This window comes from Streptomyces sp. SirexAA-E (assembly GCF_000177195.2).
Taxonomy (GTDB): Bacteria; Actinomycetota; Actinomycetes; order Streptomycetales; family Streptomycetaceae; genus Streptomyces; species Streptomyces flavovirens.
Map to the genome: position 1 here is coordinate 6,993,298 of NC_015953.1, position 24,333 is coordinate 7,017,630.

The 24,333-nt window shown below is 71.8% G+C and carries 20 protein-coding genes and 3 pseudogenes; 14 read left to right on the plus strand and 9 right to left on the minus strand.

Annotated features, from left to right (window positions below; translation table 11 throughout):
* Positions 1 to 45: 45 nt before the first annotated feature.
* Positions 46 to 783, minus strand: a complete 738-nt coding sequence (locus SACTE_RS30515) for a TetR/AcrR family transcriptional regulator (RefSeq protein ID WP_014049876.1) — start codon at positions 781 to 783, stop codon at positions 46 to 48.
* 251 nt (positions 784 to 1,034) lie between these two features.
* Here SACTE_RS30515 and SACTE_RS33550 point away from each other — a divergent pair.
* From SACTE_RS33550 to SACTE_RS30525, 3 genes and pseudogenes are all read left to right on the plus strand, one after another.
* Positions 1,035 to 1,852, plus strand: a pseudogene (locus tag SACTE_RS33550) (CoA transferase).
* Entirely contained in the window at positions 1,852 to 2,877 is a 1,026-nt protein-coding gene (locus tag SACTE_RS30520) for an LLM class F420-dependent oxidoreductase (protein ID WP_026359118.1), read from the plus strand. The pseudogene SACTE_RS33550 and the gene SACTE_RS30520 overlap by 1 nt, the downstream one beginning before the upstream one ends.
* Before the next feature lie 150 nt (positions 2,878 to 3,027).
* Complete coding sequence (locus SACTE_RS30525; RefSeq protein WP_014049877.1) at positions 3,028 to 4,860, plus strand: AMP-dependent synthetase/ligase; 1,833 nt, start codon at positions 3,028 to 3,030, stop codon at positions 4,858 to 4,860.
* A 74-nt stretch (positions 4,861 to 4,934) separates the two neighbouring features.
* Here SACTE_RS30525 and SACTE_RS30530 read toward each other — a convergent pair whose 3' ends face one another.
* The gene (locus SACTE_RS30530; protein WP_014049878.1) at positions 4,935 to 6,074 is read right to left on the minus strand and encodes an acyl-CoA dehydrogenase family protein; all 1,140 of its coding nucleotides are present in this window, start codon (positions 6,072 to 6,074) and stop codon (positions 4,935 to 4,937) included.
* 102 nt (positions 6,075 to 6,176) lie between these two features.
* Here SACTE_RS30530 and SACTE_RS30535 point away from each other — a divergent pair, with 102 nt between their 5' ends.
* Positions 6,177 to 6,803 carry a TetR/AcrR family transcriptional regulator gene (locus SACTE_RS30535; protein WP_014049879.1) on the plus strand — a complete coding sequence of 209 codons (627 nt, stop codon included), beginning with the start codon at positions 6,177 to 6,179 and terminating at the stop codon, positions 6,801 to 6,803.
* 42 nt (positions 6,804 to 6,845) lie between these two features.
* Here the strand turns inward: SACTE_RS30535 and SACTE_RS30540 are convergent, their stop codons facing one another.
* Entirely contained in the window at positions 6,846 to 8,354 is a 1,509-nt protein-coding gene (locus SACTE_RS30540) for an aldehyde dehydrogenase family protein (RefSeq protein WP_014049880.1), read from the minus strand.
* A 598-nt stretch (positions 8,355 to 8,952) separates the two neighbouring features.
* Positions 8,953 to 9,291, minus strand: coding sequence for a helix-turn-helix domain-containing protein (locus SACTE_RS30545; protein ID WP_014049881.1), 339 nt, complete (start codon positions 9,289 to 9,291; stop codon positions 8,953 to 8,955).
* 127 nt (positions 9,292 to 9,418) lie between these two features.
* On the opposite strand from SACTE_RS30545, the gene SACTE_RS30550 reads away from it, so the two are divergent.
* Positions 9,419 to 10,183, plus strand: coding sequence for an SDR family oxidoreductase (locus SACTE_RS30550; protein ID WP_014049882.1), 765 nt, complete (start codon positions 9,419 to 9,421; stop codon positions 10,181 to 10,183).
* A gap of 290 nt (positions 10,184 to 10,473) precedes the next feature.
* Here SACTE_RS30550 and SACTE_RS35640 read toward each other — a convergent pair whose 3' ends face one another.
* Positions 10,474 to 10,851 carry an AQJ64_40280 family protein gene (locus tag SACTE_RS35640; protein WP_014049883.1) on the minus strand — a complete coding sequence of 126 codons (378 nt, stop codon included), beginning with the start codon at positions 10,849 to 10,851 and terminating at the stop codon, positions 10,474 to 10,476.
* Positions 10,852 to 11,709: 858 nt separating this feature from the next.
* Here SACTE_RS35640 and SACTE_RS35285 point away from each other — a divergent pair.
* Both SACTE_RS35285 and SACTE_RS34195 read left to right on the plus strand, forming a co-directional pair.
* Positions 11,710 to 11,942 (plus strand): annotated as a pseudogene (locus SACTE_RS35285) (IS5/IS1182 family transposase); the annotation flags it as partial.
* 44 nt (positions 11,943 to 11,986) lie between these two features.
* Positions 11,987 to 12,136 carry a helix-turn-helix transcriptional regulator gene (locus SACTE_RS34195; protein ID WP_226995194.1) on the plus strand — a complete coding sequence of 50 codons (150 nt, stop codon included), beginning with the start codon at positions 11,987 to 11,989 and terminating at the stop codon, positions 12,134 to 12,136.
* Here the strand turns inward: SACTE_RS34195 and SACTE_RS30560 are convergent.
* Positions 12,100 to 13,020, minus strand: coding sequence for an NAD-dependent epimerase/dehydratase family protein (locus SACTE_RS30560; RefSeq protein WP_014049884.1), 921 nt, complete (start codon positions 13,018 to 13,020; stop codon positions 12,100 to 12,102). The genes SACTE_RS34195 and SACTE_RS30560 overlap by 37 nt on opposite strands.
* Before the next feature lie 394 nt (positions 13,021 to 13,414).
* Between SACTE_RS30560 and SACTE_RS30565 the strand changes: the two genes are divergently transcribed.
* From SACTE_RS30565 to panD, 5 genes and pseudogenes are all read left to right on the plus strand, one after another.
* A complete protein-coding gene (locus SACTE_RS30565; RefSeq protein ID WP_014049885.1) occupies positions 13,415 to 13,990 on the plus strand; it encodes a TetR/AcrR family transcriptional regulator in 576 nt (191 codons plus the stop codon).
* Between the two features lie 104 nt (positions 13,991 to 14,094).
* The gene (locus tag SACTE_RS30570; protein ID WP_014049886.1) at positions 14,095 to 15,021 is read left to right on the plus strand and encodes an acetoacetate decarboxylase family protein; all 927 of its coding nucleotides are present in this window, start codon (positions 14,095 to 14,097) and stop codon (positions 15,019 to 15,021) included.
* A 61-nt stretch (positions 15,022 to 15,082) separates the two neighbouring features.
* Positions 15,083 to 15,268 (plus strand): annotated as a pseudogene (gene gabD2 / locus SACTE_RS30575) (succinic semialdehyde dehydrogenase); the annotation flags it as partial.
* A 69-nt stretch (positions 15,269 to 15,337) separates the two neighbouring features.
* A complete protein-coding gene (locus SACTE_RS30580) occupies positions 15,338 to 16,048 on the plus strand; it encodes a type 1 glutamine amidotransferase domain-containing protein (protein WP_014049887.1) in 711 nt (236 codons plus the stop codon).
* A gap of 372 nt (positions 16,049 to 16,420) precedes the next feature.
* Positions 16,421 to 16,843 (plus strand): aspartate 1-decarboxylase, encoded by a 423-nt coding sequence (gene panD, locus SACTE_RS30585; RefSeq protein ID WP_014049888.1) that lies wholly within the window; start codon positions 16,421 to 16,423, stop codon positions 16,841 to 16,843.
* A gap of 445 nt (positions 16,844 to 17,288) precedes the next feature.
* Here the strand turns inward: panD and SACTE_RS30590 are convergent, their stop codons facing one another.
* The 3 genes from SACTE_RS30590 to SACTE_RS30600 form a co-directional block, all read right to left on the minus strand.
* A complete protein-coding gene (locus SACTE_RS30590) occupies positions 17,289 to 18,698 on the minus strand; it encodes a hypothetical protein (RefSeq protein WP_014049889.1) in 1,410 nt (469 codons plus the stop codon).
* 422 nt (positions 18,699 to 19,120) lie between these two features.
* Positions 19,121 to 20,563, minus strand: coding sequence for an NADP-dependent phosphogluconate dehydrogenase (gene gndA, locus SACTE_RS30595; RefSeq protein WP_014049890.1), 1,443 nt, complete (start codon positions 20,561 to 20,563; stop codon positions 19,121 to 19,123).
* Positions 20,564 to 20,742: 179 nt separating this feature from the next.
* Complete coding sequence (locus tag SACTE_RS30600) at positions 20,743 to 21,276, minus strand: DUF5709 domain-containing protein (protein WP_014049891.1); 534 nt, start codon at positions 21,274 to 21,276, stop codon at positions 20,743 to 20,745.
* A 158-nt stretch (positions 21,277 to 21,434) separates the two neighbouring features.
* Between SACTE_RS30600 and SACTE_RS33565 the strand changes: the two genes are divergently transcribed.
* Together SACTE_RS33565 and SACTE_RS30610 are read left to right on the plus strand one after the other, a co-directional pair.
* On the plus strand, positions 21,435 to 22,193 hold the full coding sequence (locus tag SACTE_RS33565; RefSeq protein WP_226995195.1) for an ATP-binding cassette domain-containing protein: 759 nt from the start codon (positions 21,435 to 21,437) through the stop codon (positions 22,191 to 22,193).
* 442 nt (positions 22,194 to 22,635) lie between these two features.
* Positions 22,636 to 24,108, plus strand: a complete 1,473-nt coding sequence (locus SACTE_RS30610; protein ID WP_014049893.1) for a UDP-N-acetylmuramoyl-L-alanyl-D-glutamate--2,6-diaminopimelate ligase — start codon at positions 22,636 to 22,638, stop codon at positions 24,106 to 24,108.
* Positions 24,109 to 24,333: the final 225 nt, after the last annotated feature.

Genomic DNA, 24,333 nt, shown 5'->3' on the forward strand with positions numbered 1-24,333 from the left:
GCGGCCGGCCCGGTCGCCGCCGACCGGTGGAGCCGGGAGGGGGCGTCACCGGGCGGCGGGCGGAACGGAGCGGCGGGATACGGGAGTCCGCCCGGGGGAGGAAGACCTGAGGGCGGAGCGCCGTGGGAACGGAAGCGCGGGGTCGCCGGTGACGGTGCCGGGGTGACCCACGGTACCGAGACACAGCAGCACGTGACGTTCGGCGACCTCCTCCGCGGTGAGCGGACCGTCCGCGCGGAACCAGTTGGCGACCCCCTGGCACATGGTGAGCACCGAACGCACCGCGTCGGCCGGGATCGGCGTGGTGAACACACCCTGGGCGCGGCCCGCCTCGACCGCGTTCAGCAGCATGTGCTCGAGGTAGTCGCGCAGGGCGACGTAGCGGGCCCGGTTCTGCGGTTCCAGGCTGCGGATCTCGGTGTCGAGGAAGGCCAGCTGCCGGCGGTGGGCCATGGAGAGCACGATCGACTCGACCATGCCGCACAGCCGCGCCAGTGGATCGTCCCCGGCCTCCCCGGCCGCGGCCCGGCAGCGGTCCAGGACGTCCTTGATGGACGTCTCCAGCAGCGTGGCCAGCAAGGCCTGCTTGTTCTCGTAGTGGTAGTACAGTGCGGGCACCGTGACGCCGACCCGGCCGGCGATGTCCCGGACCGAAGTGCCGTGATAGCCGTGCTCGTTGAACGCCTCCATGGCGTGCACCAGGATCGGGTGCAGGTCGAGCGGTCCGTAGGAGCGCCAGTGCTCCGCCGGGGGCGCGGTGTCTTGGCTCGGCTCGGTGCTCAACGACTCTCCTCGGGACGTGCGGCGATCGGCGACATCGTACGGCCGTAGCTGCGGATCATCTCCTTCCATGTGCTTAGCGTTCGATCAGTGAAGCTGGTTGCCGGTGTTCACTTCCCCGATGGCGGCCCGTGAAAACTCACGCCGTACGGGCAGTTGACCGCCCGTCATGGCGCTCCTATCTTCTTAGCGAACGCTCAGTAAGGTCCCGGTCGAGTGGTGGCGAGTCCGCCCTGCGCCGAGAGAGGAACCCCATGAGCCATGACACTCCCGACCCTCCCGGCCGCACCGCGGCGGGCCCGCTGGACGGTGTACGCGTGGCCGAACTGGCGGGAATCGGTACCGGCCCCTTCGCCGCGACGCTCCTCGCCGACCTGGGCGCCGACGTGGTGCGCGTGGACCGCCCCGGCCCCTCGCCACTCGGCGGCGATCCCGCCTTCGACGTCACCAGCCGCAACAGGCGCTCCGTCCTGGTCGAACCTCAAGTCGACCGAAGGGCCCGCTGCGGTACGGGCGTTGGCGGAGCGCGCCGAGATCGTGGACGGGGCCCCACACCTCACCACCATGTTCTGGGGCAGGCTCGCCGAAGGCACCTGGCGGGATGCCCGCGGCCGCAATCTGCTCGACGGCGGCTGCCCCTACTACGGCGGGTACGAGACCGCCGACGGTGGCGGGATGGCCGTCGGCGCCCTGGAACCCCAGTTCTACGCGGCGTTCGTCTCCCTGCTGGGCCTGGGCGGTGACGGCCTGCCCGACCGCGCCGACCCGCACAACCGGCCCGAGCTGCGGGCCGGGTCCGCCACCCGGTTCAAGACCGCCACACGCGAGGAGTGGGCGACCGTCTTCGCAGGTACCGACGCCTGCGTCGTGCCGGTGCTCTCGCTGCACAGGCGGCCGGCCACCCGCATCTCACCGGCCGTGGCACCTACACCGAGGCGTACGGCATCACCCAGCCCGCTCCCGCCCCCCGCTTCTCCGGGATCTCCGGCTGCCCCCCGCCCTCCCCGGCGCGCACACCCCCGACGTGGCCCGCGACCGGGACGTGCCCGAACTGCTGAAGGATCACCGCTGATGGAACTGTCCTCACCCCTGACGTACGCCGGTGACCCGCGCGCCGCCGCGGACCGCGCCGCCGCCCTGGAGTCCGCGGGCCTCGACGCCGTCTGGGTGGCCGAGGCATACGGCTTCGACTCCCCGACGGTCATGGGATACCTCGCCGCGAGCACCGAACGGATGCGGATCGGCTCGGCCGTCCTGAACGTCTACTCGCGCACCCCCGCACTGATCGCCCAGACCGCGGCCGGACTCGACGCCGTCAGCGGCGGCAGGGCCGTCCTCGGCGTCGGCGCCTCCGGACCGCAGGTCGTCGAGGGCTGGCACGGCCGCCGTTACGACCGCCCGCTGGGCCGCACCCGCGAGGTGATCGAGCTGTCCCGGCGGATCTGGCGGCGCGAGGTGATCGAGCACCACGGCATCACCGACCTGCCCCTGCCGCCCGAGAAGGGAGGCACCCTCGGCAAGCCGCTGAAGCTGCTGAACCACCCGGTCCGCGACGCCATCCCCATCTTCCTCGCGGCGCTCGGCCCTGCCAATGTCCGGATGGCCGCCGAGATCGCCGACGGATGGCTGCCGTTCCTGTACGTCCCCGAGCACGCCGCCAAGGTCTGGGGCCGGCCGCTGACCGAGGGCACCGCCGAGCGTGACCCCGCTCTCGGCCCGCTCTCGGTCGTGGCGGGCGGTCTGCTGGCCATCGGCGACGACGCCGAGGCGGTCCGTGACCTGATGCGCCCCACCGTCGCCCTCTACGTCGGCGGCATGGGCGCGCCCGGCCGCAACTTCTACCACGACCTGGTCTGCTCCTACGGCTACGAGGACGCCGCGGCCGCAATCCAGGAGCACTACCTCGCCGGCCGAAAGAAGGAGGCCGAGGCCGCCGTACCGGCCGAGCTGCTGGAGCTGCTCTGCCTCGCCGGGCCCGAGGGCTACGTCCGCGACCGCATCGAGGTCTTCCGCGAGGCGGGGGTGACCATGCTCAACGTCACCCCCGTCGGTCCGGACCCCGCCCGGCTGGTCGAACGCGTGAGGAGTTGGCTGTGACGTCGGGGCGAGGTCACAGCGGCCCCGGCCACGAACCGTCCGGCCGACCGTCGGCGTATCCCGGCGCTGAGCCCGCACCACCGCCACGAGCCCGGCACGCCCGCCGGGGCCCCACCGCCCCGGTCCCTTCCGCCCCGCAAGGAGGCCCCGATGACATCAGCCCCCCGCCCCGACGGCGACCTGCCCGACGCCCCGGCCGACCGGACCCTGCCGCAACTGCTGGCCCACAACGCGCGTGCGTACCCGCAGCTCCCCGCACTCTCCTGGCAGTCGAAGGACTCGGACGGTGGCTGGAGGACGTCCAGCTGGGCGGAGATCCACCAGCAGACCCGGAACCTCGCCGCGGGCTACAGAGCCCTCGGCGTGGGGCGTGGCGACCGCGTCCTGCTGATGATGGCCAACCGGCCCGAACACTGGCTGTCCGACCTGGCGCTGGTCCGCCTCGGCGCGGTCCCGGTCAGCGTCTACGGCACCGCGGCCCCCGAGCAGATCACCCACATCGCCAGGAACTGCCGGGCCCGCCTCGCCGTGGTGGAGGGTGCGGCGCAGGTGGTGGTGTGGGAGCCGATCCTGGCCGACGCCGACACCCCGCTGGAACGGCTGGTGGTGGCCGAGGCGGGCGCGGAGGGCAGCCACTTCCCGTACGCCGCCCTGCTCCGCGAACCGGTGCCGGCGCGGTTCGCCGAGGAACTGGACGCCGCCCGCCCCGAGGACCCACTGACCGTCGTCTACACCTCCGGCACCAGCGGCGAGCCCAAGGGAGTCGTCCTGACCCACCGCCAGGTGATGTCCAACGCCCTGGCGCTTGACGCCGTGGTGGAACTGCCCCCGCACGTCGAGCACATCTGCTACCTGCCCTTCGCCCACATCGCCGAGCGGATGCTGGGCATCTATCTGCCCTGCCACCGGGCCTCGCACGTCTACCTCTGTGCCGACCCGGCGGGCGTCGCCGCCGTGGTGCGCATGGTGCGCCCCGCGCAGTTCTTCGGTGTGCCGAGGATCTGGGAGAAGCTGTCCGCGGGTGTGCGGGGCGTCCTCTCGCTGATGCCGGCGGAGCAGCGGGAGGTCATCGACCGGGCATTCGACGTCGCCCGTGAGCATGTCGGACACCGCGAGCGCGGCGAGACGCCGCCCGCCGAACTGGAGGAACGCTACGCCCGCGTCCGCGAGGACGTGCTGCTGCCCATGCTGGCCGCGGGCGGTCTGGACCGGGTGACCTGGTCGGCCAGCGCGTCGGCGCCGATGTCGGTCGACGTGGTGAACTTCTGGGCCGGTTTCGGCGTCGTCATCATGGACGCCTGGGGGCTGACCGAGACCAGCGGCGTGGCCACCAGCAACAGTCCGCGGACCGGGTTCCGACTCGGCTCCGTGGGACGCCCGGTGGAGTCCGTCGAGGTCCGCGTCGCCGAGGACGGCGAGATCCTGGTGCGGGGCTCGTCCGTCTTCTCCGGCTACCTCCGGCCGGACGGCTCGGTGGCGTCCGCCCTGGACGCCGACGGCTGGCTGGCCACCGGCGACATCGGCCGGATGGACGAGGACGGCTACCTCTGGCTCACCGACCGGAAGAAGGAGATGATCATCACCTCCACCGGCAAGAACGTCTCACCGGCCCTGGTGGAGAACGCCCTCAAGGAACACCCGCTGATCGGCCAGGCGATGGTGCACGGCGACAACCACTCCTACCTGGTCGCCCTGCTGGTGCTCGACGCGGAGGCCGCCCCCGCCTGGGCCGCGGCCAACGGCGTCGAGGCGACGGGGGGACCGGCCGGTCTGGCGGAGCACCCCGCCGTCCGTGCGGAGGTGGACCGGGCGGTCGCCGCCGCCAACGCCCGGCTCAACCGCAGCGAGCAGGTCAAGCGGTACGAGCTGCTGGCCGAGGAGTGGGGCCCGGCGACCGGCGAGCTGACGCCGTCGCTGAAGATGCGGCGCGGTGTCATCCGGGACAAGTACGCCGACTCGCTGACCGGGCTCTACCAGGACTGAGCCGGGCGCTCCCCTCTGCCCGGACGTGACGGGGAAGCCACCCGGTGGGCCTCCCCGTCACGTCCGGGCACCTCTCAGAGGCCGTAGGTCTTGCCGATGACGTCCCGCTGGATCTCGCTGGTCCCGCCGTAGACCGTGGAGATCACGGCGGCCCGCAGATGGCGCTCCATGTCGAACTCCGTGGTGTAGCCGTAGCCGCCCATCATCTGCATGCCCTCCAGGGCGGCGCGCTTGGCGATCTCGGTCGCCTTCAGCTTGGCCATCGACGCCTCGCGCGGGAACGGCTTGTCCGGCTGGGCGTCGCAGTCCAGAGCGACCTCACGCACCAGCAGCCGGGTGCACTCGATCTCGGTGGCGAGATCGGCGATCCGGTGCCTCAGCGCCTGGAAGGAGCCCACGGGCCGGCCGAACTGCTCGCGTTCACGGACGTAGCCGACCGCGTCGTCGAACGCGCGGCGCGCGAGCCCCAGCATGTTCGCGGCGAGGAAGAGCCGCTCGTGGTCGAGACCGGCCATCAACTGCCGCCAGCCGTGGTCCACCTGGCCGACGACCGCGTCCGCGGGCAGCCGCACATCGGTCAGGAAGACGTCGTTGACCTCCCGGCCGCCCATGGTGTCGATGCGCCGGGTCTCCACACCGGCGGTGGCGGCGGGCAGATGGAACATGGTCAGGCCGCCGTGCTTGTCCTCGCCGGTGCGGGCCACCAGCAGGACGTACTTCGCGCAGTGGGCGTTGGAGATCCAGGTCTTCTGCCCGTCGATCACCCACGTGCCGTCCGCCTCGCGGCGGGCCTGGCAGCGCAGCGCGCCGACGTCCGACCCGGCCCCCGGCTCCGACATGGCGATGGACAGCACGTCGCCGCGCACAGCGCCGGAGAGCACGTCGTGCCGCTGCCGCTCCGTGCCGAACTTCTCGTACGCCTTCGCCGCGATGACGGTGGTGACGAAACCCCCGGCCGGGACCATCCCGTACGAGGTCTCCTCCAGGAAGAGGCAGGCGTCGGCCAGTCCGCCGCCGGAGCCTCCGTACTCCTCGGGCAGGCACACCCCGAGCCAGCCCAGGTCGGCGAGCCTGCCGTACAGCGCGGCGTCGTGGGCCTCGCGGCCGCCCGCGGTCAGCGCGTCGCGCTGCTCCCGGGTGCCGCACTCCCGCTTGGCGAAAGCACGGATGGCCGCGACGAAATCGGCCTGCTCTTCGGTGAGGCGACTGCCCATCAGATCCTCCGGAATTCGGATGGTGCCACTAAGAAGTGTTACTGAGAGATGTTAGTCGTTTCATTGTCTCTTCGCGGGATGTCCGCCGGTAGGGTGGGCGTCATGAGAACCGACACGAACGACTCGGCGTTCGCCGAGGCCCTCGCCCGGCCGGAGACGGAGGACCGTACGGCGCGGAGGATCCTCGACGCCGCACTGGATCAGTTCAGCCTCCTGGGCCTGCGCCGCTCCTCCGTGGACGACGTCGCCAAGCGCGCCGGGGTCTCCCGTGTCACCGTCTTCCGGCGCTTCCAGAGCAAGGACAAGCTGGTCGAGGCCACCCTGCTGCGCGAACTCAGCCGGTTCTTCGAGCGCCTGGACTCCACCGTGGCAGCGCTGCCGACCATGGAGGAGCGGGTCGTCGAGGGCTTCGTGGTCGCCCTGCGCCACACCCGCGCCCACCCGCTCTTCGGCGGTCTGCTGCGCCTCGAACCCGAGGTCGTCCTGCCCTACATGACCGTGGACGGCGGCTCCTCGCTCTCCGCCACCGTCGCCTATCTGACGGGCCATCTGCGCCGGGCCCAGCAGGCCGAAGGCCGTCGTGACGAGGACCCGCGGCCGGTGGCCGAGCTCATGGTGCGCGTCGCCGTGTCCTTCCTGCTGAACCCCGCCAGCTGCATCGAGATGGAGGACGAGGACCAGGCCCGGGCCTTCGCCCGCCGCTACCTCGCCCCGCTGCTGGACGCCTGACCGTCCGATCGGCCGGTCAGGTCGGTGGCGCCGAGCGGCCGTTCAGCGGCGCCGGTGCAGCGCCCGCGCCAGCCGCACCGCGCGTTCCCGTGTGGCGGCCGGAACGTCGAAGGACGTCAGGGCGATCGGCGGGGTGAACCGCTGCACCGTCGTCGACTGCACGGAGGTGAAGGCGCGCAGCCCTTCCTCGCCGTGGATCCGCCCGAAACCGGAGTCCCGCGAGCCGCCGAACGGCAGCGCCGGCACCGCCGCGAAGCCCAGTACCGAGTTCACCGAAACCGCCCCCGCGCACAGCCGCGCCGCGATCGCCGCACCCGCGCGTCCGTCACGGCAGAACACCGCCGCTCCCAGGGCGTACCGCGAGGCGTTGGCCCGCTCCACCGCCTCGTCCACGTCTGCGACCGGTTCGATCACCACGACCGGCCCGAACGTCTCCTCCGTCACCGCCGCCGCGCCCTCCGGAACACCGGTCAGCACGACCGGCGCGACGTACGGGGCGCGGACCGACTCGGGCCCGCCCAGCAGGGCCCGGGCGCCCGCCGAGATCGCACCGGTCACATGCCGCTCGACGACCGCCACCTGGCCCGGCAGCGTCATCGGGCCGTAGGCGGCGTCGGCCTCGGTCCCCGGGCGCAGTGTCCGGGCCCGCTGGACCACCTGCTCGCACAGCGCCGCGTGGACCTCACGCACCGCGTAGACGCGTTCCACTCCCGCGCAGGTCTGCCCCGCGTTGCTGAGCCCGCCCCACACGATCGCGTCGGCGGCCGCGGACAGATCCGCGTCCGCGGTGACGATCACCGCGTCCTTCCCACCGCACTCGGCGAGGAACGGCGTCAGCGTCTCGGCGCACACCGCCATCACCTTGCGGGCCGTCCCCGGCGATCCGGTGAACGCCAGCTTGTCGACCCCGGAGCGGGCCAGGGCGTTCCCGGTGGACGCCGCCCCGGTGACGGTGGTGAGCAGCCCGGCGTGGCCGGGTACGGCGGCGTCGAAGAGTTCGGCCAGCAGGACCCCGGTGCCCGGGGTCAGCTCGGACGGCTTGAAGACCACGGCGTTCCCCGCCGCAAGGGCGTAGCCGATGGAGCCCATCGGGGTGTACAGGGGGTAGTTCCAGGGGCCGATCACTCCGACCACCCCGAGCGGCCGGTGCACCAGTGAGGCCCGCTGATGGACGGTTAACAGTCCGGTGCCCACCTTCCGTCTGCGCAGCACACGTCCCGCGTTGCGGGACGCCCAGTTCAGATGTTCCAGCGTCAGCACCACCTCCAGCGCCGCGTCGCCGGCCGGCTTCCCGGTCTCCTCGGAGATGGTGCGGACCACGGCGTCCAGATCGGTGGCGAGGGCCTTCTTCCAGCGCAGCAGGTGTTCACGCCGCCGGGCGGCGGGCAGTGCCGCCCAACCGGCCTGGGCGGCCCGGGCCCGGATCACTGCGCGGGAGACGTCTTCCGGCCCGTTGACCGGGTGCTCGGCGATCGGCTCGCGGGTCGCGGGGGAGAGCGTGGTGAAGGTGGCGGGGCGTGGTGCTGCGGCTGGGGTGCCGGCGTCGGTCATCGGGTCTCCTGACGGGGAACACGGGGGTGGACGACGGCCCGCAGCCGACGCGGCGCCCGGCGGCAGGGCGGGAGCCCCAAGGCGGTTCGCCCACGGCGTCGAGCGAGCCCGCGGACCGCCGAGGTGAAGCCGCGGACCGGAGGGCCTCCGGCCGCGGTGGCCCGTCTGGCGCGCGATCAGCACCGTGTCGTCTCCGAACGCCTGGGGGAGCGCCTCTGTGAGTCGAAGATACTGAAACTATTGAACTGTTTCATGGCGCGTCAATACCCCGGACACACCAGCGGCGCCCTCGGGCGGATCCAGATCCCGCGACACCTGCGCCCACGTCGTGCCGGATTCGGTGGAACCTGGCGGACCGGCTCCTCATTGCGACATCGCCTGCGTGTGAGACGAACGCATGGATGGCCGACCACGTCCTGCGCGAGGACGGCTGTACGGATGCGACGGCAGCCGCAGCGATGTGACTGCGCGAAGGCGACGCGATACGGGCTCCGGCGCAGATCTCGGGGAGTAGCCGCGGAGAGTCACCGCAGTGTTCGTCTGCGGAGGTTCGCGTGAGTCCGTTGTTCCGTCGCCTCAGGCGGCTTCGACGGCTCGGTCACTTATCGCGGCGTGCCGTGATCTCCACCGCGTTGGCGCGGATCCATTGCAGCAGCGGGTCCAGTGCCGCTGCCGCGCCGCGGCCCAGCCCGGTGACGGAATACGTCACCGATGGCGGCTGTCCTGTGCCGACCTGGCGGTGCACCAGACCGTCCTGCTGGAGTGAGCGGAGCGTGGCCGCGAGGCTCTTGTCGCTGATTCCCGCGACCACCGTGCGTAGCTCGTGATAGCGGAGCGGTTCGGACAGCAGCGCCGTGAGGACCAGGATCGTCCACCGGCCGGCGAGGTGCCCCAGCACCTCGCGTGCCGGGCAGTCCTTGTGGAACACGTCACCCATCACACCTCTCCCGGGCTCCTGGAGTGCGGGCTCACCGCCGGGTGAGCACCCCACCGCGTGGTGAGCGCCTTCCGGGACACCCGCGCTCTCCGTAGGTTGGTGACCTGCTTACGACCGAGGAGGAAGCATGCCACAGACCACGCTCATCACCGGCGCCGCCCGTGGCCTGGGGGCGGCCATCGCGCGGCAACTCGGAACGTGCGGACATCACGTGATCGTCAACTACCGGACCGGTGGCGCCGACGCGGCCGAAGTCGTGCGTGACATCGAGGCCACCGGCGGCAGCGCGTCGAGCGCCAGGGCCGACGTCACCGAGCCGTCCGCCGTCGATGAGCTGGTGACCGGGATCCTCGCCACTCACGGGCGAATCGACACGGTCGTCGTCAACGCCAATACCGCTCCGCCGCCGTTCGCTGCGCTGGCCGACTTGTCGTGGTCGGCATTCGCGGCCAAGGTCACCGGCGAGCTTGCCGGTGCCTTCCACATCACCAAGCGCGTCCTCGCGCCCATGCGGGACCAGGGCGCGGGTCGGATCATCTACATCGGAAGCACCGCTGCGGACTACGTCGGCGAAGGCCGGCTCGCGCACGGCACAGCGAAATCCGCGTTGGCCACCTTCGCCCGCCACGTCGCTGCGGAGAGCGCGCGCGACGGCGTCAGCGTGCTCGTCGTAGCGCCCGGGACGGTCCGGACGCCAGCCACCACGGAAGTCCTGACCGGCGAGCGCGGCGCTGTCCTCGCCCGCGAGTCCGTGCTGGGACGGGTGCTCGAGCCCGAAGACGTCGCCGCCGCGGTGGCGCTGGCCGCCGACCCCGCACTCCACGCGGCCACCGGCACGACTCTGCGGGTCGACGGCGGCTGGTCGGTCCTCGTCGGCGGCCCGGCCGGCTGAGTACTCACGACCGGATCGGATCGAACGGCCTGGGTGTATCGAACCGCGGCGTCGTTGACGCGGAGGTTTCGATCAAAGGCGAAGACCTCCGTGTGTGCGGTGGAGGCGTCCAGTGACCTGAGTCGGAGATCCGCCGCTGGTCGGACACGAGTCGTCCGGGGCCGAAGAATCCGCCGTTGTCGGTCACTGCTGCCCAGCCGGCTGTGCTGGAAGGCTGGTCACGCCGTCGCGCGACGGCTCAGGCCTTGGCTCAGCGATCGCGGACCGTGCCGGAGTGAGCTGAGGGCCCATCAGGTATCGCTCGCCGTACGCCAGGCGTTGCGCAGGGCAGGTCCCACTTCTTCCCCACCGAGGAAGTGCGTCCTCGTGCCGGGCAGCGTGGGAAGCTCGGCCCAGTGAGTCACACCGCCGTCGCTGCCGGGGGTGCAGGGGAAGCGGATGACACCGTCGGAGTCGACGAAGCAGTCGCGCGTCACTTCACCGTTGTCGAAGTGACGGGGGGTGAAGTACATCGTCGCTACCAGCCAGAACTCCTCACCCGGTGCCGCGTCACCATCCCCGCTTCCGGCTGGGTATCTCCCGGTGATCGCCGCCGCAACCGGGACCCCTTCCCGCGGAAGCGCCTCACGCACATCTGTCCAGGTCACTGTGGCTTTGAGATCAGCCATCTCCGCCCTCACCGCATCCTTTCCGCCCGCCGAAACGCAGACAGGTCTGCTCTGCACGGACCCTCCCGGCAGAGACCATCTGACAGGACCGCTTGGCGCTTGCGAAGGTTGCTTTCGAGCGTATGCAAGCGGCGGTGGCCGAACAGGAAGTCGGGGGTGTTCGAGCGCCGAGCGCCCACCGGGTGCCAGGAGCAGCCGGCGAGAGGCGGCCGGCCATGTCGCCGACCCTGCCCGGGCGGGCGGACCCGAAAACCCGTGGTGGTGCGGCCACCGGCGCAGGAGGGTGCCCGGCTGCGAGCCCACGTTCCAGGCGAAGGTGGTGAAGGTGCGTTCGAAGCGCCGCGCGATCAGACCCTCACGTTGGATCACTTAGGGACCAAGTCAGCCCACCGTCCTGGCGGCTGCCACGCTCGTAACGTTGCGTGAGTTTGCGAGGGAGTGGACCGCCGCTTGCCGTGCACCGTCAACGACCAGAAGGTCCACCCGTCCACCTGGTCGTCGCCGGTCGCCATCCGCGCCGCCAACGTGGGTGTGAAGGGGCGAGGTTCGCGTGCGTCCGACGGCTGAGCAGGATCGAGACGCCTTGGCACAGCTTGTCGAGGTTGACGCGGACTCCTGCGAAGTCGAGCTGTACGAGCGCGCGGCGGACCCCCAAGCGCTTTCAATCGATCGCGCTCCAGAGGTCGCGGGCCGGGCAGTACGCCAGGCATGTGCGACGTCTTTGGGAGCGTCAACATATCCAAGGCAGTTGAGAGGCAGCCTTCCGAACATCTGATGGTTGGTCCGGGCGTGCCGTTGACTGACGCCCAGTGTGCATGCGTCGAGCTGTTGCTGCCGGACCGGACACCTCGACTGGGGCGTCGCCGCCGGATCCGGGCGGCAATCCCGCAGCCAGCCGACCAGGCCGCGAACCGCAAGCGGCTCGGCAACCGCGGCGGACGACCTCCAGCCTTCGACCGCACCGCCCACAAGCAGCGACACACCGTCGAGTGCTGCGTCGACAGGCTCAAGCAATGGCGCGCGGCCTGGCCAACCGCTCCGACAAGACCGCCACCATCTACCTCGCCGCCATCCTCATCGGGTCAGGGTGATCCAGAAGACCCGGCGTATTGCACTCTGACTGCACTTGCGCGACGTGTCGAACCTCCGTCGGCTCTTCCAGCGCGCCACGGGGGTCACGCCGTCGGAGTACCGGAGCCGCTACGGCATCGCGGCACGAGCCGGCCGACAGGGCGACCTCTCGACGGGTCAGCCGGCGAGGATCCGCTCCACTCCCTCCCGATAGCTCGTGACCTGGAAGTCGGGAAAGCGTGCCGTGAACTTCGAGCTGTCGAAGATGTTGTCGTCGCGGTAGCGGACGAGCAGCTCGAACATCTCGTCGAGGGGCTTCACGAAGCGGCGCCCGAGGCCAAAAGCGAGCATCGGCAGCACCGTGTAGCCGACCTTTCGGCCGGTGACCTCGCCGGCGATCTCGATGAGCTGGGCGTAGGACTGCCGGTCCGGATCGACCGGCAGGTGCCACGTCTGTCCGTAGGCATCGGGCGTGTTGCCGAGCAGGGCGAGAGCCCGGCTCGCGTCGGGGGTCCAGATCAGGGAACGCTCGGCATGGGCGTCGACCGGGACGAACGGCCGCTTGCCCGCCTTGATCCGGTCGAACACCAACGAGTTCGTGTAGCTCTTCGTCCGGCCGGGACCGTAGAACTCGGGCGCTCGTCCGATGAGGGCTTCGACCCGTTCGGCCCGCATGGCCTCGAGCAGCATGGTGGCGAGCTCCGCGCGGACCCGTCCCTTGCGTCCGCCCGGTGCGAATGCCGTCGACTCGGTCTGGGGCGTCGACGTTCCGGGATACATGTAGGTGTTGTCGAAGAAGACGAGCTTCGTGCCGTGTTCGGCGCAGGCGTCGATGACGTTGCGCATCATGACGGGGAACTGTCGCTCCCACAGCTCCGAGTCCAGGGGCAGGCCGACGGTGAGGTAGGCGATGCCGCTGCCCGCGACGGCACGGCTGGTGGCGTCGGCGTCGGTGAGGTCTGCGGCCACGAGCTCGTCGGTGTCGTTCACCCTTGACGGCTTTCGGCTGACGAGGCGGATGTCCTTGGTGTGGTTGCGGTGGAGCTCGTTCACGAGCTCGTCGGCGATCGGCCCGCCGGCGCCGAGAACAGTCTGCATGGGGTCTCCTTGAGGTGGATGGTGCGGGTGCCGACGACCGCCCCGCTGCGGGTGGCGTCGTGCCACCAGGGATGCGGTCGACCAGCGCGGCCGGGTGCGGACCCAGCCGACGTCGTCGTTGGCCGAACCTTCGGGCACCTGGTCGCTGGTGTGGTGCCAGCGTGCCACCGAGGTGCACGAGAAGGGGCGATGAGCGAGGTCGTCGACTGACCCGACCGGGCGTCAGCGTGTCGTCGCCCAGGCTGATGGCGAGGGCCGGTGTGTGATCGGCTGCTCGACCGCCTACGCCGGTCGGCCCGTCGAGCGCGATGCGGCCCATTCCCGCAGGGCTCGGGGCCGTCGGGCGTACGCTATGTTCACAGTGCTAACCAAGCATAGGAGGGCTAAGTAAGCAATGTCAACATCAGGGAAGAGCGGCTACCACCACGGCGACCTGCGGGCGGCCCTGCTGTCGACCGCGATGGAGATGCTGGAGGGTGGCGAGCCCTTCTCGCTGCGCGCCGTCGCGCGCCAGGCGGGCGTGTCGCCGACCGCGCCGTATCGCCACTTCAGGGACCGCGACGCCCTGGAGTCCGCGCTGGCCGTCGAGGGGTTCCGGGACCTGCTGGCCGACCTGGGTGGCGGGCGTGACCTGCCCGCCTCGCTCCCGGACCTGGCTGAGTTCGCCGTCGCCTACGTTGCCTTCGCGCTGCGGCGCCCGGCCCTGTTCCGCGTGATGTTCGGCAAGCCGTGCGACGACGCCGGCGACGAGAGGGTCAAGGCCGCCGACGCTCTGCACCGGCTGCTGGCCGACGCGCTCCATCGCCTCTTCCCCGACGCGGACGCCTCGGCCCTGGCCGTGGCCGGGTGGGGGCTCGCCCACGGGCTCGCCTGCCTGTACCTCGACGGCAAGCTGCAGGCCGCGTCGGGCGAGGAGGTCGCCGACCGGGTGCGCGACGCCTTCCTCGCCATCGCGTCGGTCGGCTCCTGACGGGTGCCACCCGCCCGTCGGACGCCCCGCATCCCTCCTTGTTGACGGTGCTCACATCCCGTGCGACCCTCGACGTTAGCAGTGCTCACATTGGAGGGCGGTCCATGGCATCGACCGGCAAGCTGAACGACCGGACCGTAGAGGTCGATCTCGGAGGGCGTCTCGTCACCGTCCCTGAAGGCGGTCTCTACGACCGGTTCCGCATGGACACCGACCTCGACGAGGTCGAGCGGGACCCGCGGGTCAGCAGCGTCGACTTCTTCCGCCGGATGCCGAAGAGCCGCGTTGATTCCCGCATCGGGCCCACGCTGACGCCGAACTTCTACTACCGCATCTCCACGACCCGGCTCACGATGCTCGCGCCGACCAAGACGATCCGGGCCCGTCTGCCCCGGGAGCTGGACCCACTCGAGATCGTCCCGGGGCTCGGGATCGTCTCCGTGATGGCCTTTCGGTACGACGTCTGCGACATCGACTTCTACACCGAGGCCGCGGTCGGCATCGCCGTGAAGCCGGCCCGGCACGGTGGACTGGGCCTGCTCGACCTGGTCACCGGGCTCAAGAACGACTCCCTGCACTCCTACGTCCTCTCGCTCCCGGTCAACACCGAGATCGCGCAGGTGCGCGGCCACGACGGCTACGGGTTCCCCAAGTGGGTCGCCGAACTCGACGTCGACATCGACACCGCGCGCACCTCCATCAGGGTCGCCAACGACCAGGGCGGCCTTGACCTCGCGCTGTCGGCGCCCACCCCGAAGCAGACCGCCCGGCCCACCGGCGAACACGTCTCGACCCTGACCTCCTACACCACGATCGACGGCGCCTGGCACTCCACGACCAGCCAGATCAACCTGCTCTCCTCGGGAACCGCGCGGTTCCCCCGCGGCCTGGACCTGCGGCTCGGCGAAGGCCGGACGAGCGACGACCTGCGCTCGCTGAAGCCGATCCGGACGATCCAGCTCGACGTCACCACCGAGGGCCAGTTGGCGCTGCACATGCCAGTGCCCACCTCCATCCAGGACCGGAGCTGAGGGCGAGACGACCACCCACGGACACCGGCCGCGTCGAGGCCGCCCTCCCGACATCGCTGACGGCATGGGCGACTCGGGCCTCGGCCGCCGTCACGGCGCCGACGGGCTGCTCAAGCGCACCGAAGCCTCGGCCGTCGCCCATCAGCGCCTCCAGGGCTTCGCCCCGCGCGGCGGGGTGAAGCACGAGCAGTGGGCGCGGATCCTGACGCGGGCGTTCAAGACGCTGCGTGCCCTGGGCATCCGCTGACAGTCCTCTGGCTCCGGCTACGACGGCCCGTCACCTCGCCATCCCGGTCCGCATGAAGGAAGATCAGCCATGACCAAGCGCGTCCTCAACGTCGTCACGAACGTCGGCCACTACGACGACCCTTCCCACGCCACTGGCCTGTGGCTGTCCGAGCTCACGCATGCCTGGCACGTCTTCGAGGAGCACGGCTACGAGCAGACGCTCGTCAGCCCGGCCGGCGGCGCGGTGCCTCTCGAGCCGCGTGCGCTGAAGTTCCCGAACTACGACAAGACCGCCAAGGCATGGCGCGCCGACCCCGGGAAGATGGCGCTGCTCGAGAACACGGCGAGCCCGGACCGGATCGACGCGTCCGAGTACGACGCGATCTACTTCACCGGCGGTCACGCGGTGATGTACGACTTCCCCGACAGCGAGGGCCTGCAGCGCATCACCCGCGAGATCTACGAGCGCGGTGGCGTCGTCTCCTCGGTCTGCCATGGCTACTGCGGCCTGCTCAACACGCGGCTCTCCGACGACTCCTGTCTCATCGCCGGTCGCAGGATCACGGGGTTCGCCTGGACCGAGGAGGTCCTCGCCCGCGTCGACAAGCTGGTCCCCTACAACGCCGAGGAGAAGGCCAAGGAGCGCGGCGCGCTCTACGAGAAGGCGACACTGCCGTTCGTCTCCTACGTCGTGACCGACGGCAACCTCGTCACCGGCCAGAACCCGGGTTCGGCCAAGGCCACAGCGGAGAAGGTCGTCGACGCCGTCGAGGGCAACGCGTCGAAGGAGCGAGGCTGAGTCGAGACGCGGTCCATCCATGACGGAAGGACACCGGATCGGTGTCGCCGAAGGCCGCGCTCCACGTCAGCGATGGGACAGGTCATGACGGGGATGCGTCCGTCTCCTGGTCACGGGAGGTCCGGGACCAGGGGTGGGGCGCCCGTTAGGGTGCTGAGTAGGCTTGGGCCGTCGCCACGGTGGGCTCCGCGCGAGAGTGGGCGAAGCCCTTCCTCTACCACCTGACGGGTGTAGGAAGACGTCGGCAGGTGGTCAGCACGGTCCGGAAGAAGCTGGGGACAGCCGCCCGGACATACGACTCGTTGTAGGGTGGTGAAACAGCCCTTGACCTGCAAGAACGCAGGCAGGGAGCCTACTTGTGGGAGTGCCCAGATGCTGCGTACAATGTTCAAATCCAAGATCCACCGGGCCACCGTCACCCAGGCCGACCTGCACTACGTCGGTTCCGTGACCATTGACGCGGATCTCATGGACGCCGCCGACCTTCTGCCCGGCGAGCTCGTCCACATCGTCGACATCGACAACGGCGCCCGGCTCGAGACGTACGTCATCGAGGGGAAGCGCGGTTCCGGCGTCATCGGTATCAACGGAGCCGCCGCGCACCTCGTACACCCCGGTGACCTGGTCATTCTCATCAGCTACGCCCAGGTCGACGACGCAGAGGCCCGCGCGCTCGTCCCGAGCGTCGTGCACGTCGACGCCGACAACCGCATCGTGGCACTGGGGGCCGACGCCTCGGCGCCCGTGCCGGGCAGTCGTACCGAGCGGAGCCCGCACGCCGTTCCCGCGTCGTAGCGCGCCGGCCCGGCCACCGGACAAGGAGAAGCTGGTGGAAGGGGTGCGGCAGGTCGAGTCGCACCCCGAGCTGCTCTGATCCGGGGACCCGGCCGCGCCGGACGTATGGACTCGGCAGGCGAGGGCAGCCGCACGGAGAGACGGTGGAGACGAGATCCACGCGTACGTTCCGTCGCTGTTGGAGGACGAGATGACCCAGCCCTACCCCGACCCCGTACCGCCCGCGCCGACGCCCCCGCCCGTGCCCGGGCCGCCGACGCCGGTGCCCTCCCCGCCGCCCGTACCGCCGGGGCCCGTGCCGCCCGGCCCTGCTCCGGATCCCATTCCGCAGCCGCCCGGGCCCAGCCCCGACCCCGTACCGGAGCCGGAACCGGAGCCCTCGCCGGCCGGATGAGCCGCGAACGGCGCGGCAGGGCGCGGGGACGCGCGACCCGGCGGGGTCTGCCTACAGGCCCTGGCCTTGGCCGCGGCGAGTGGCCGGGCGGCCTGTGCCGAGGCCCGTGAGGGCGTCGGCGTGGGCCAGCCCGCTCTCGGCCGCCACCGAGTCCAGCGACTGGGCGTCCCGGACCCGGGCGAACCGCACCCCGCTCCCGCCGGGGCCGACGGTGAAGCCGTACACGGCGGGGCGCGGCAGGCTGTTGTAGGCCCAGGGTGTCGAGAAGTAGTACGCGCCGGTGTCGTAGAGGGCCACGAAGTCGCCCTCCCGCAGTTCGGGCAGCTCCCGGGCGTGCGCCACGACGTCCCCGGCGAAGCAGCACGGCCCCGCGATGTCCTGGACCATCGGCGGACCACCGCGGGGGCGGCCCTGCCCGTCGAAGGCCCCGATCCGCAGCGGCCAGGCGTCGGGCATGAAGACGGTCCTGGTGGCGACCTGCGCGCCCGCGTGGGTGAGCGCGATACGTCGGCCGCCCGCGTCCTTGGTGTACTCCACCCGCGCCCCGATGAAGCCGTTCTTGGCCAGCAGGGACCGGCCGAACTCGGTGACCAGGCCGTACCGGCCTTCGAACAGTCCCGGCGCCGCCGCCCTGAGCACGTTCACGTAGTCGGAGAAGGCGGGCCGGTCCTCCTCGTCGGCGAAGTTGACCGGGAGGCCGCCGCCGATGTCGATGCCCGTGATCCGCCGGGCGCCCACCGCCTCGTTGATCTCCTCGGCCAGCCGGTACGTCTCGGCGACGCCCTCCGCGATGAGTTCCAGCGGACAGCCCTGGGAGCCCACGTGCGCGTGCAGCCGGGTCAGCCACGGGCGCTCGGCGAAGGAGCGTACGACCTGTTCGCGGACCCCGGGGTCGCGCAGCGGCACACCGAACTTCGAGGCCGCCGTCGCCGTGCTCATCGCGCCGATGGAGCCGCCTCCCACCTGCGGATTGATCCGCAGCCCGAGGACCGACGCCGATTCCGGCGAACGCAGTTCGCCGATGCGGCGCAGTTCGTCGAAGCTGTCCGCGTTCACGGCCACCCCGAGCGCCAGCGCCAGTCGCAGCTCGTCCAGGGTCTTCGCGGGCGAGTCCAGGACGATCGTCTCGGGTGCGAACCCGGCCTCCACCGCCAGTCGCAGCTCACCGGGGCTCGCCACCTCGCACCCCATGCCGCACGCGGCGAGCAGGCGCAGTACGGGCACCAGGGAGGCGGCCTTCGCTGCGAACGTGTGGAGCACACTCACGCCGGGCACCGCCTCGAAGGCGTCCCGCAGGGCGGCCACCGAGTGCCGCACGCCCTGCGCGTCCAGGAAGCCGGCGACGGGCTGGTCCTCGCCGAGCAGCCCGTCCGCGACCGCCTGCCGGAGGGCCTCGGCGAACCGGGCGGAGCGCGCAGTCGGAAGCGGATCCGTGGACAGGGCGGAAGGCGTCGCGGTCATACGGCGAAAGTCGGTGATGGCGGCCCCCAGGTCTTCGGCGCGTGGAACAAGACTGACGGCAATCAGCGGCCGCGCGGACGAACCGCCCGTGGATGTCGGGGGAGGCCGTCGGACATCACCCGTCAGGCGCACGGCCAGGTGATCAGCAGCCGGGTGTCCGGGCCGTCCAGGTCGACGCCGTAGCGAGGACCCCGCGGAGCGTGGTCCCGAGCACCCGATCCGGCTCACGGGGAGGGCTGCTGGTCACGCGCCGAGCATACGAGCACCGCGCCACGGGGACGCACGGCTCGGCCACGGCCGTACCGGTCGAGCGTGGTCGCGGCGCCCGGCAGGAGGGGGTGGGGAAGGCCCCGCACCGGACGGGTGGGCGGGCACCTCGGCGCGGGCGCTGCCGCGAGGGGCTCTCCACCCGCCGCCATGGCTCACTCGGCGACGGTCTCCGACCGGTCGCCGCCCCACAGCGTGTGGAACGTCCCTTCACGGTCGGTGCGGCGGTAGGTGTGCGCCCCGAAGTAGTCCCGCTGCCCCTGCGTGAGCGCCGCGGGCAGGCGGTCGGCGCGCAGCCCGTCGTAGTACGAGAGCGCCGCGGCGAACCCCGGGGTCGGTACCCCCTGCCGGGCGGCCTCCGCTACGACGGCGCGCCAGTCGTCCTGCGCCGCACCGATCTCCTGGGCGAACTCGTCGTCGGACAGCAGGCTCACGAGGCCGGGGCGGTTGTCGTACGCCGCCCGGATCCGGTCCAGGAACGCCGCCCGGATGATGCAGCCGGCCCGCCAGATCGAGGCGACGGCGCCCAGGTCGATGTCCCAGTCGTACGCCTCGCTGCCGGCCCTGATCTGGTGGAAGCCCTGCGTGTACGACACGATCTTCGACGCGTACAGGGCCTGCTCGACCCGGTCGGCGAAAGCGGCAGCCTCGGCCTCTGCCAGCGGGGTCGCCGACGGGCCCGGCAGCTCGCGGGCGGCCTCGCGCAGGTCCGCGTGGCCGGACAGGGAGCGGGCGAAGACGGCTTCGGCGATCCCGGACACCGGGACGCCCAGGTCGAGCGCGATCTGCACCGTCCAGCGGCCCGTGCCCTTCTGCTCGGCCCGGTCCTGCACGATGTCGACGAACGGCTTGCCCGTCGCGGCGTCCGTGTGGGCCAGGACCTCGGCCGTGATCTCGATGAGGTACGAGTCCAGGCGGCCGGTGTTCCAGCCGCGGAACGTCTCGGCGATCTTCGCGGGGGAGTAGCCCGCGACCCTCCGCAGCAGGTCGTACGCCTCCGCGATGAGCTGCATGTCCGCGTACTCGATGCCGTTGTGCACCATCTTCACGAAGTGCCCGGCGGCGTCCGGGCCGATGTGGGTCGTGCAGGGGGTGCCGTCCTTCGCCTTCGCGGCGATCTTCTCCAGCATCGGCCCGAGGGACTCGTACGACTCCTTCGAACCGCCCGGCATGATGCTGGGCCCTTCGAGGGCACCCTCCTCGCCGCCCGAGATGCCCACGCCGACGAAGTGGATCCCGTGCTCCCGCAGCTCCTTCTCGCGTCGGCGGGTGTCCTCGAAGTGGGCGTTGCCGCCGTCGATGACGACGTCGCCCTCCTCCAGCAGCGGGGCGAACTCCCGGATGACGGCGTCGGTCGGATCCCCGGCCTTCACCATGATCACCAGGCGTCGGGGGCGCTCCAGGGCGGCGACGAACTCCTCGGGGGTGTGCGCGGCCACGAAGGTCCCCTCGTCGCCGAACTCGTCGACCAGCGCGTCCGTCTTGGCGGTGGTGCGGTTGTGCACGGCCACGGTGTAGCCGTTGCGGGCGAAGTTACGGGCCAGGTTGCGGCCCATCACCGCGAGCCCTGTGACGCCGATCTGGGCGGTGGCGCTCATGTGTGCTCCCTGCGATCCGGTCGGGGATGTGATGCGTGGTGCCGTCTCTGCGGCTGCCACGGATTGCCGTTCCTACGCGTGCCCCGCCGAGGCCGCCCGTCGCCGTCGCCGCGACGCGCGGGCCGCCGGAGGCCGGTGATTCCGTACCGGCGCGTCCAGGCGTACCGGGGCCGGGCCGCTCAGGACATCCACGGCGGCCGTTCGTCGTGCGGCAGGTCCTCCGCCTCCGGGACCACGTGCATCGCGGCCTCCTCGGCCGAGGCCGCCGCTCCGTCGATACCGACGTCCTGGGCGGTGAGCGCGGCCGGCACGTGACCGTCGCCGCCCTGGGTGAGCCGCCCCGCCCGGTCGGTGCCGACCTCTTCGTCGTACAACTCGCCGTCACCGCCCGTCAGGTCGCCGGGGCCGTCCGCCGGCGCCTCGGGGGTCTCGGGCGCCTCCCGCTCCAGGCGGTCGTCCAGAGTCTCCCCGGCGCGCTGCTCCGCCGCCGTGGTGCCCCGGTCGTCGACTGCCAGCGGCCGCTCGACCGGGGAGTACCCCCGGTCGAGGAGGTCGTCGAGTCCCGAGTCGTCCAGGGTCTCGTCCGCGTCGAGCTGCTCGTCGGGGTCGGAGGCCTGGTCCGGCTGCTGGGGCTGGTAGACGTCGTCAGCCCACTCGTCGGCGGCCAGGCCGGTCCACGTCGTCCCTTCGGTCTCCCGGTCGGTGTCCGTCATCGCGTGTCCTCTCCGCCCGGCCGGGGCCCGAGCTGCCGCCGCGTCGGGCGCCGGGGTCGTCGCGCCCATCCGGGTGCCTGTAAGCAATTCCACTCCGGTCCGGCGGGGGGCGCAACGGAAGCGGAGGTCCGCCCGGCCTGACGCCTACTCATATGACCATGAGAACGAGTGTCGATAACGTGCGTGCGGTCCGCAACAGGACCGGGCTCCTCGTCCGGCCCTGGGCCGTCGTGGTGCCCGCGCTGCTCGTCGTCGCACTCACCAGGGGCAGCGATCTGCTGGTCGACGCCGCCACGGAACACCGCACGCCGCCCGGCCGTGGGACCTCCGGCCGCACCCCGCTCCGGAAAGGGCCGGCGCCCATGAACGAGGAACCCGCCCTCGCGACCGACCACGAAGGGCTGATCCTGCTCGACGGGACGGCCCTGCCCGCAGTCTCCGCCACCGGACCGGGTCCAGCTCGCCGCCGTGCGGTACGTCTTCCAGGACGCCTGAGCCGCGTTCGACGAACACCGGCCCGTCCTGGCCCAGGTGGCGCCTACGGCGACGCGGCTTCGGGGCGTCGCCCGCCCCGAGGCGCCGGCCGAGGCCCGGCGGACGCTGACCGGACTGGGGCTGGGGAGGCGCACGTCCGCCGGCGCCCCGGTGAGCTCTCCGGCGGCGAGCCCCGGCGCGCCGCCCTCGCCCGGGCCCTCCTGGTCCGGCCCCGGGTGCTGGTCTGCGACGAGATCACCTCGGGCCTCGACCCGGTCGGCCGCCGTGCGCTGCTGGACCTGCTCGCGGCGCGGATCCGGCGGCGGAGCGGGCTCTGTCTCGTCCTGATCACCCACGACCTCTCCACCGCGGCCCCGGCCACGCGGCTCGCGGTGATGGACGGCGCGAGGCGGTCGAACCGTGGGACCGGGAGCAGATCCTGACCGCGCCGCGCCACCCGTTCACCGTCTCCCTGAGCGCGGCCTCGGCCAGGGGCGGAGCCGCCGCGCACCGCTGACGGGGACCCGGCGGGCCCTCCCGGACGTACACTCGGCCTCATGGATCGCACCGGCGTCGCGCGGCAGGGCCTGCGAAGGCCTGTTTCCGGCGCGCCGGCGAGCTGCCGTACCGTCCCGCCCGGACACGGCTAGCGATCCTCAGCGGTTCCCGACCGGGGCACGGCCCCGTCCCGCTGGCCCTTCCCCGCGCGCCGGACCGCGATCACCGCGCCGCACGCCTCGTACCGCAGGTTTCGTACCGCGCTCCGCGTGCCGCACCAGGCGCGCCGCGCGAGCCCGACTTCACCACCGTGGTCCCGGCACACCGCCGGCGCCGCGCTCCGGCGACGGCCCCACCACGGCCCGAGCCACCCTCGAAGGGAATATCTTGAAGCTGAGCGAGCTGCTGGCCGGGCACGACCACCACGTCCTCCAGGGTGACCCCGAGCGGGCATGGATCTCCGCCGGAACGGCCTTCGACGCGGACCGGGTCACCCCGGGGTCCCTCTTCATCGCGGTGCCGGGACACGTGGAGGGCGGTCCGGGCGCGGTCGCCCCCGCCCTGGCCCGGGGTGCCGCCGCGGTCATGGTGGACGCGGACTGCGTCCTGCCCGCGGCGGCACGGGACGCCTGCGTCGTACGCGTCGCGGACACCCGCACCGCGGCCGCGCTCGTCACCGCACGCTACTTCGGGGAGCCGGGCCGGCAGATGGACGTGGTGGCGATCACCGGCACCAACGGGAAGACCTCGGTCTCCTACATGGTCGAGTCGGTGCTCCGCATCTCCGAGGGCACGAGGGCCGGGGTCATCGGTACGGCCGGCAGCCGCATCGGCGACGAGCCGATCCCGATGCCCCCGTCGGTCCTGACGACCCCGGAGACGCCCGACCTCCAGTACCTCCTGGGGTGCATGCGCGACCGGGGCGTACGGAGTGTGGTGCTGGAGGCGACGTCCATGGGCCTGCTGACGCACCGGGTCGACCGCACCTTCGTCGATGTCGGGGTCTTCACCAACCTGAGCCAGGACCACCTGGACGACCACGGCACGATGGAGAACTACCGGGACGCCAAGCTCCGGCTGTTCCAGGGGCTGTGCCGGCACGCCGTGGTCAACGTCGACGACCCGGTGGGGGCGGGGATCCAGGCGATGATGCCGGGCGCGGTGACCACGTACGCCCTGGACGCCGAGGCCGACTACCGGGCCACCGATCTGGTCGTGGACGCGGCGGGCAGCCGGTTCACGCTGCACCACGAGGGCCGCAAGTACCCGGCGGCGATCCCCTCGCCCGGGCGGTTCTCGGTGGCCAACGCGCTGGCCACCGTGGCGGCGTGCCATGTCCTGGGGCACGACCTGACCGGGCTGGTCGCGGCGCTCGAACGGATGCCGCAGATCCCCGGCCGGTTCGAACGTCTGACGACCGCCGCGGGGACCTCGGTGATCGTGGACTACGCCCACTCCCCGGACTCGCTGAACAAGGTGCTGGGGACCGTTCGCGGCTTCGCGCGGGGCAGGGTCGTCACGGTCTTCGGCTGCGGAGGGGACCGTGACACCACCAAGCGCGCCGAGATGGGGACGATCGCCGGGACGCACTCGGACCTGTGCGTCCTCACCTCGGACAACCCGCGCCACGAGGACCCGGAGGACATCATGGACCAGGTGGCACCGGGCATCGCCGTGACCGGCACCCCCTACGAGCGCATCGCCGACCGGCACGCGGCGATCGCCTTCGCCCTCTCGGCGGCGGGTCCCGACGACATCATCCTGATCGCGGGCAAGGGAAGCGAGCCCCACCAGACCGTCGGCGACACCCTGATCCCGTTCAGCGACATGGCCACCGTGCGCGAGCTCACCGGCTCCTGAGCCACGGCCGACGCGACCCGGGGGTGATGCGGCCCGGGGCCGGAGTTCCGCGTCGGCCCGCCGTGGGGACCTCGGCAACCGGGCCGGGCGGGGAGAGGGGCCCGGCAGGGTCCCGACCGGGGCGTAGCGGTGCACTCCGCCGCCCATGGCCGGGGCCACGAGACCGCCCCCGCCGCCGTAGCGGCCCTCCTCGGCTCGGTCCCATCGGTTCGGTACCTTCGGTTC

Excerpts from the sequence above, each read along its gene's own strand:
- SACTE_RS30600 (WP_014049891.1), bottom strand. The coding sequence starts at position 21,276 with ATGACGGACACCGACCGGGAGACCGAAGGGACGACGTGGACCGGCCTG.
- SACTE_RS30565 (WP_014049885.1), top strand. The coding sequence starts at position 13,415 with ATGTCAACATCAGGGAAGAGCGGCTACCACCACGGCGACCTGCGGGCG.
- SACTE_RS33565 (WP_226995195.1), top strand. The coding sequence starts at position 21,435 with ATGAGAACGAGTGTCGATAACGTGCGTGCGGTCCGCAACAGGACCGGG.
- SACTE_RS30535 (WP_014049879.1), top strand. The coding sequence starts at position 6,177 with ATGAGAACCGACACGAACGACTCGGCGTTCGCCGAGGCCCTCGCCCGG.
- SACTE_RS30540 (WP_014049880.1), bottom strand. The coding sequence starts at position 8,354 with ATGACCGACGCCGGCACCCCAGCCGCAGCACCACGCCCCGCCACCTTC.
- gndA (WP_014049890.1), bottom strand. The coding sequence starts at position 20,563 with ATGAGCGCCACCGCCCAGATCGGCGTCACAGGGCTCGCGGTGATGGGC.
- SACTE_RS35640 (WP_014049883.1), bottom strand. The coding sequence starts at position 10,851 with ATGGCTGATCTCAAAGCCACAGTGACCTGGACAGATGTGCGTGAGGCG.
- SACTE_RS30570 (WP_014049886.1), top strand. The coding sequence starts at position 14,095 with ATGGCATCGACCGGCAAGCTGAACGACCGGACCGTAGAGGTCGATCTC.
- SACTE_RS30590 (WP_014049889.1), bottom strand. The coding sequence starts at position 18,698 with ATGACCGCGACGCCTTCCGCCCTGTCCACGGATCCGCTTCCGACTGCG.
- SACTE_RS30580 (WP_014049887.1), top strand. The coding sequence starts at position 15,338 with ATGACCAAGCGCGTCCTCAACGTCGTCACGAACGTCGGCCACTACGAC.
- panD (WP_014049888.1), top strand. The coding sequence starts at position 16,421 with ATGCTGCGTACAATGTTCAAATCCAAGATCCACCGGGCCACCGTCACC.
- SACTE_RS30545 (WP_014049881.1), bottom strand. The coding sequence starts at position 9,291 with ATGGGTGACGTGTTCCACAAGGACTGCCCGGCACGCGAGGTGCTGGGG.
- SACTE_RS30525 (WP_014049877.1), top strand. The coding sequence starts at position 3,028 with ATGACATCAGCCCCCCGCCCCGACGGCGACCTGCCCGACGCCCCGGCC.
- SACTE_RS30530 (WP_014049878.1), bottom strand. The coding sequence starts at position 6,074 with ATGGGCAGTCGCCTCACCGAAGAGCAGGCCGATTTCGTCGCGGCCATC.
- SACTE_RS30560 (WP_014049884.1), bottom strand. The coding sequence starts at position 13,020 with ATGCAGACTGTTCTCGGCGCCGGCGGGCCGATCGCCGACGAGCTCGTG.
- SACTE_RS30550 (WP_014049882.1), top strand. The coding sequence starts at position 9,419 with ATGCCACAGACCACGCTCATCACCGGCGCCGCCCGTGGCCTGGGGGCG.
- SACTE_RS30520 (WP_026359118.1), top strand. The coding sequence starts at position 1,852 with ATGGAACTGTCCTCACCCCTGACGTACGCCGGTGACCCGCGCGCCGCC.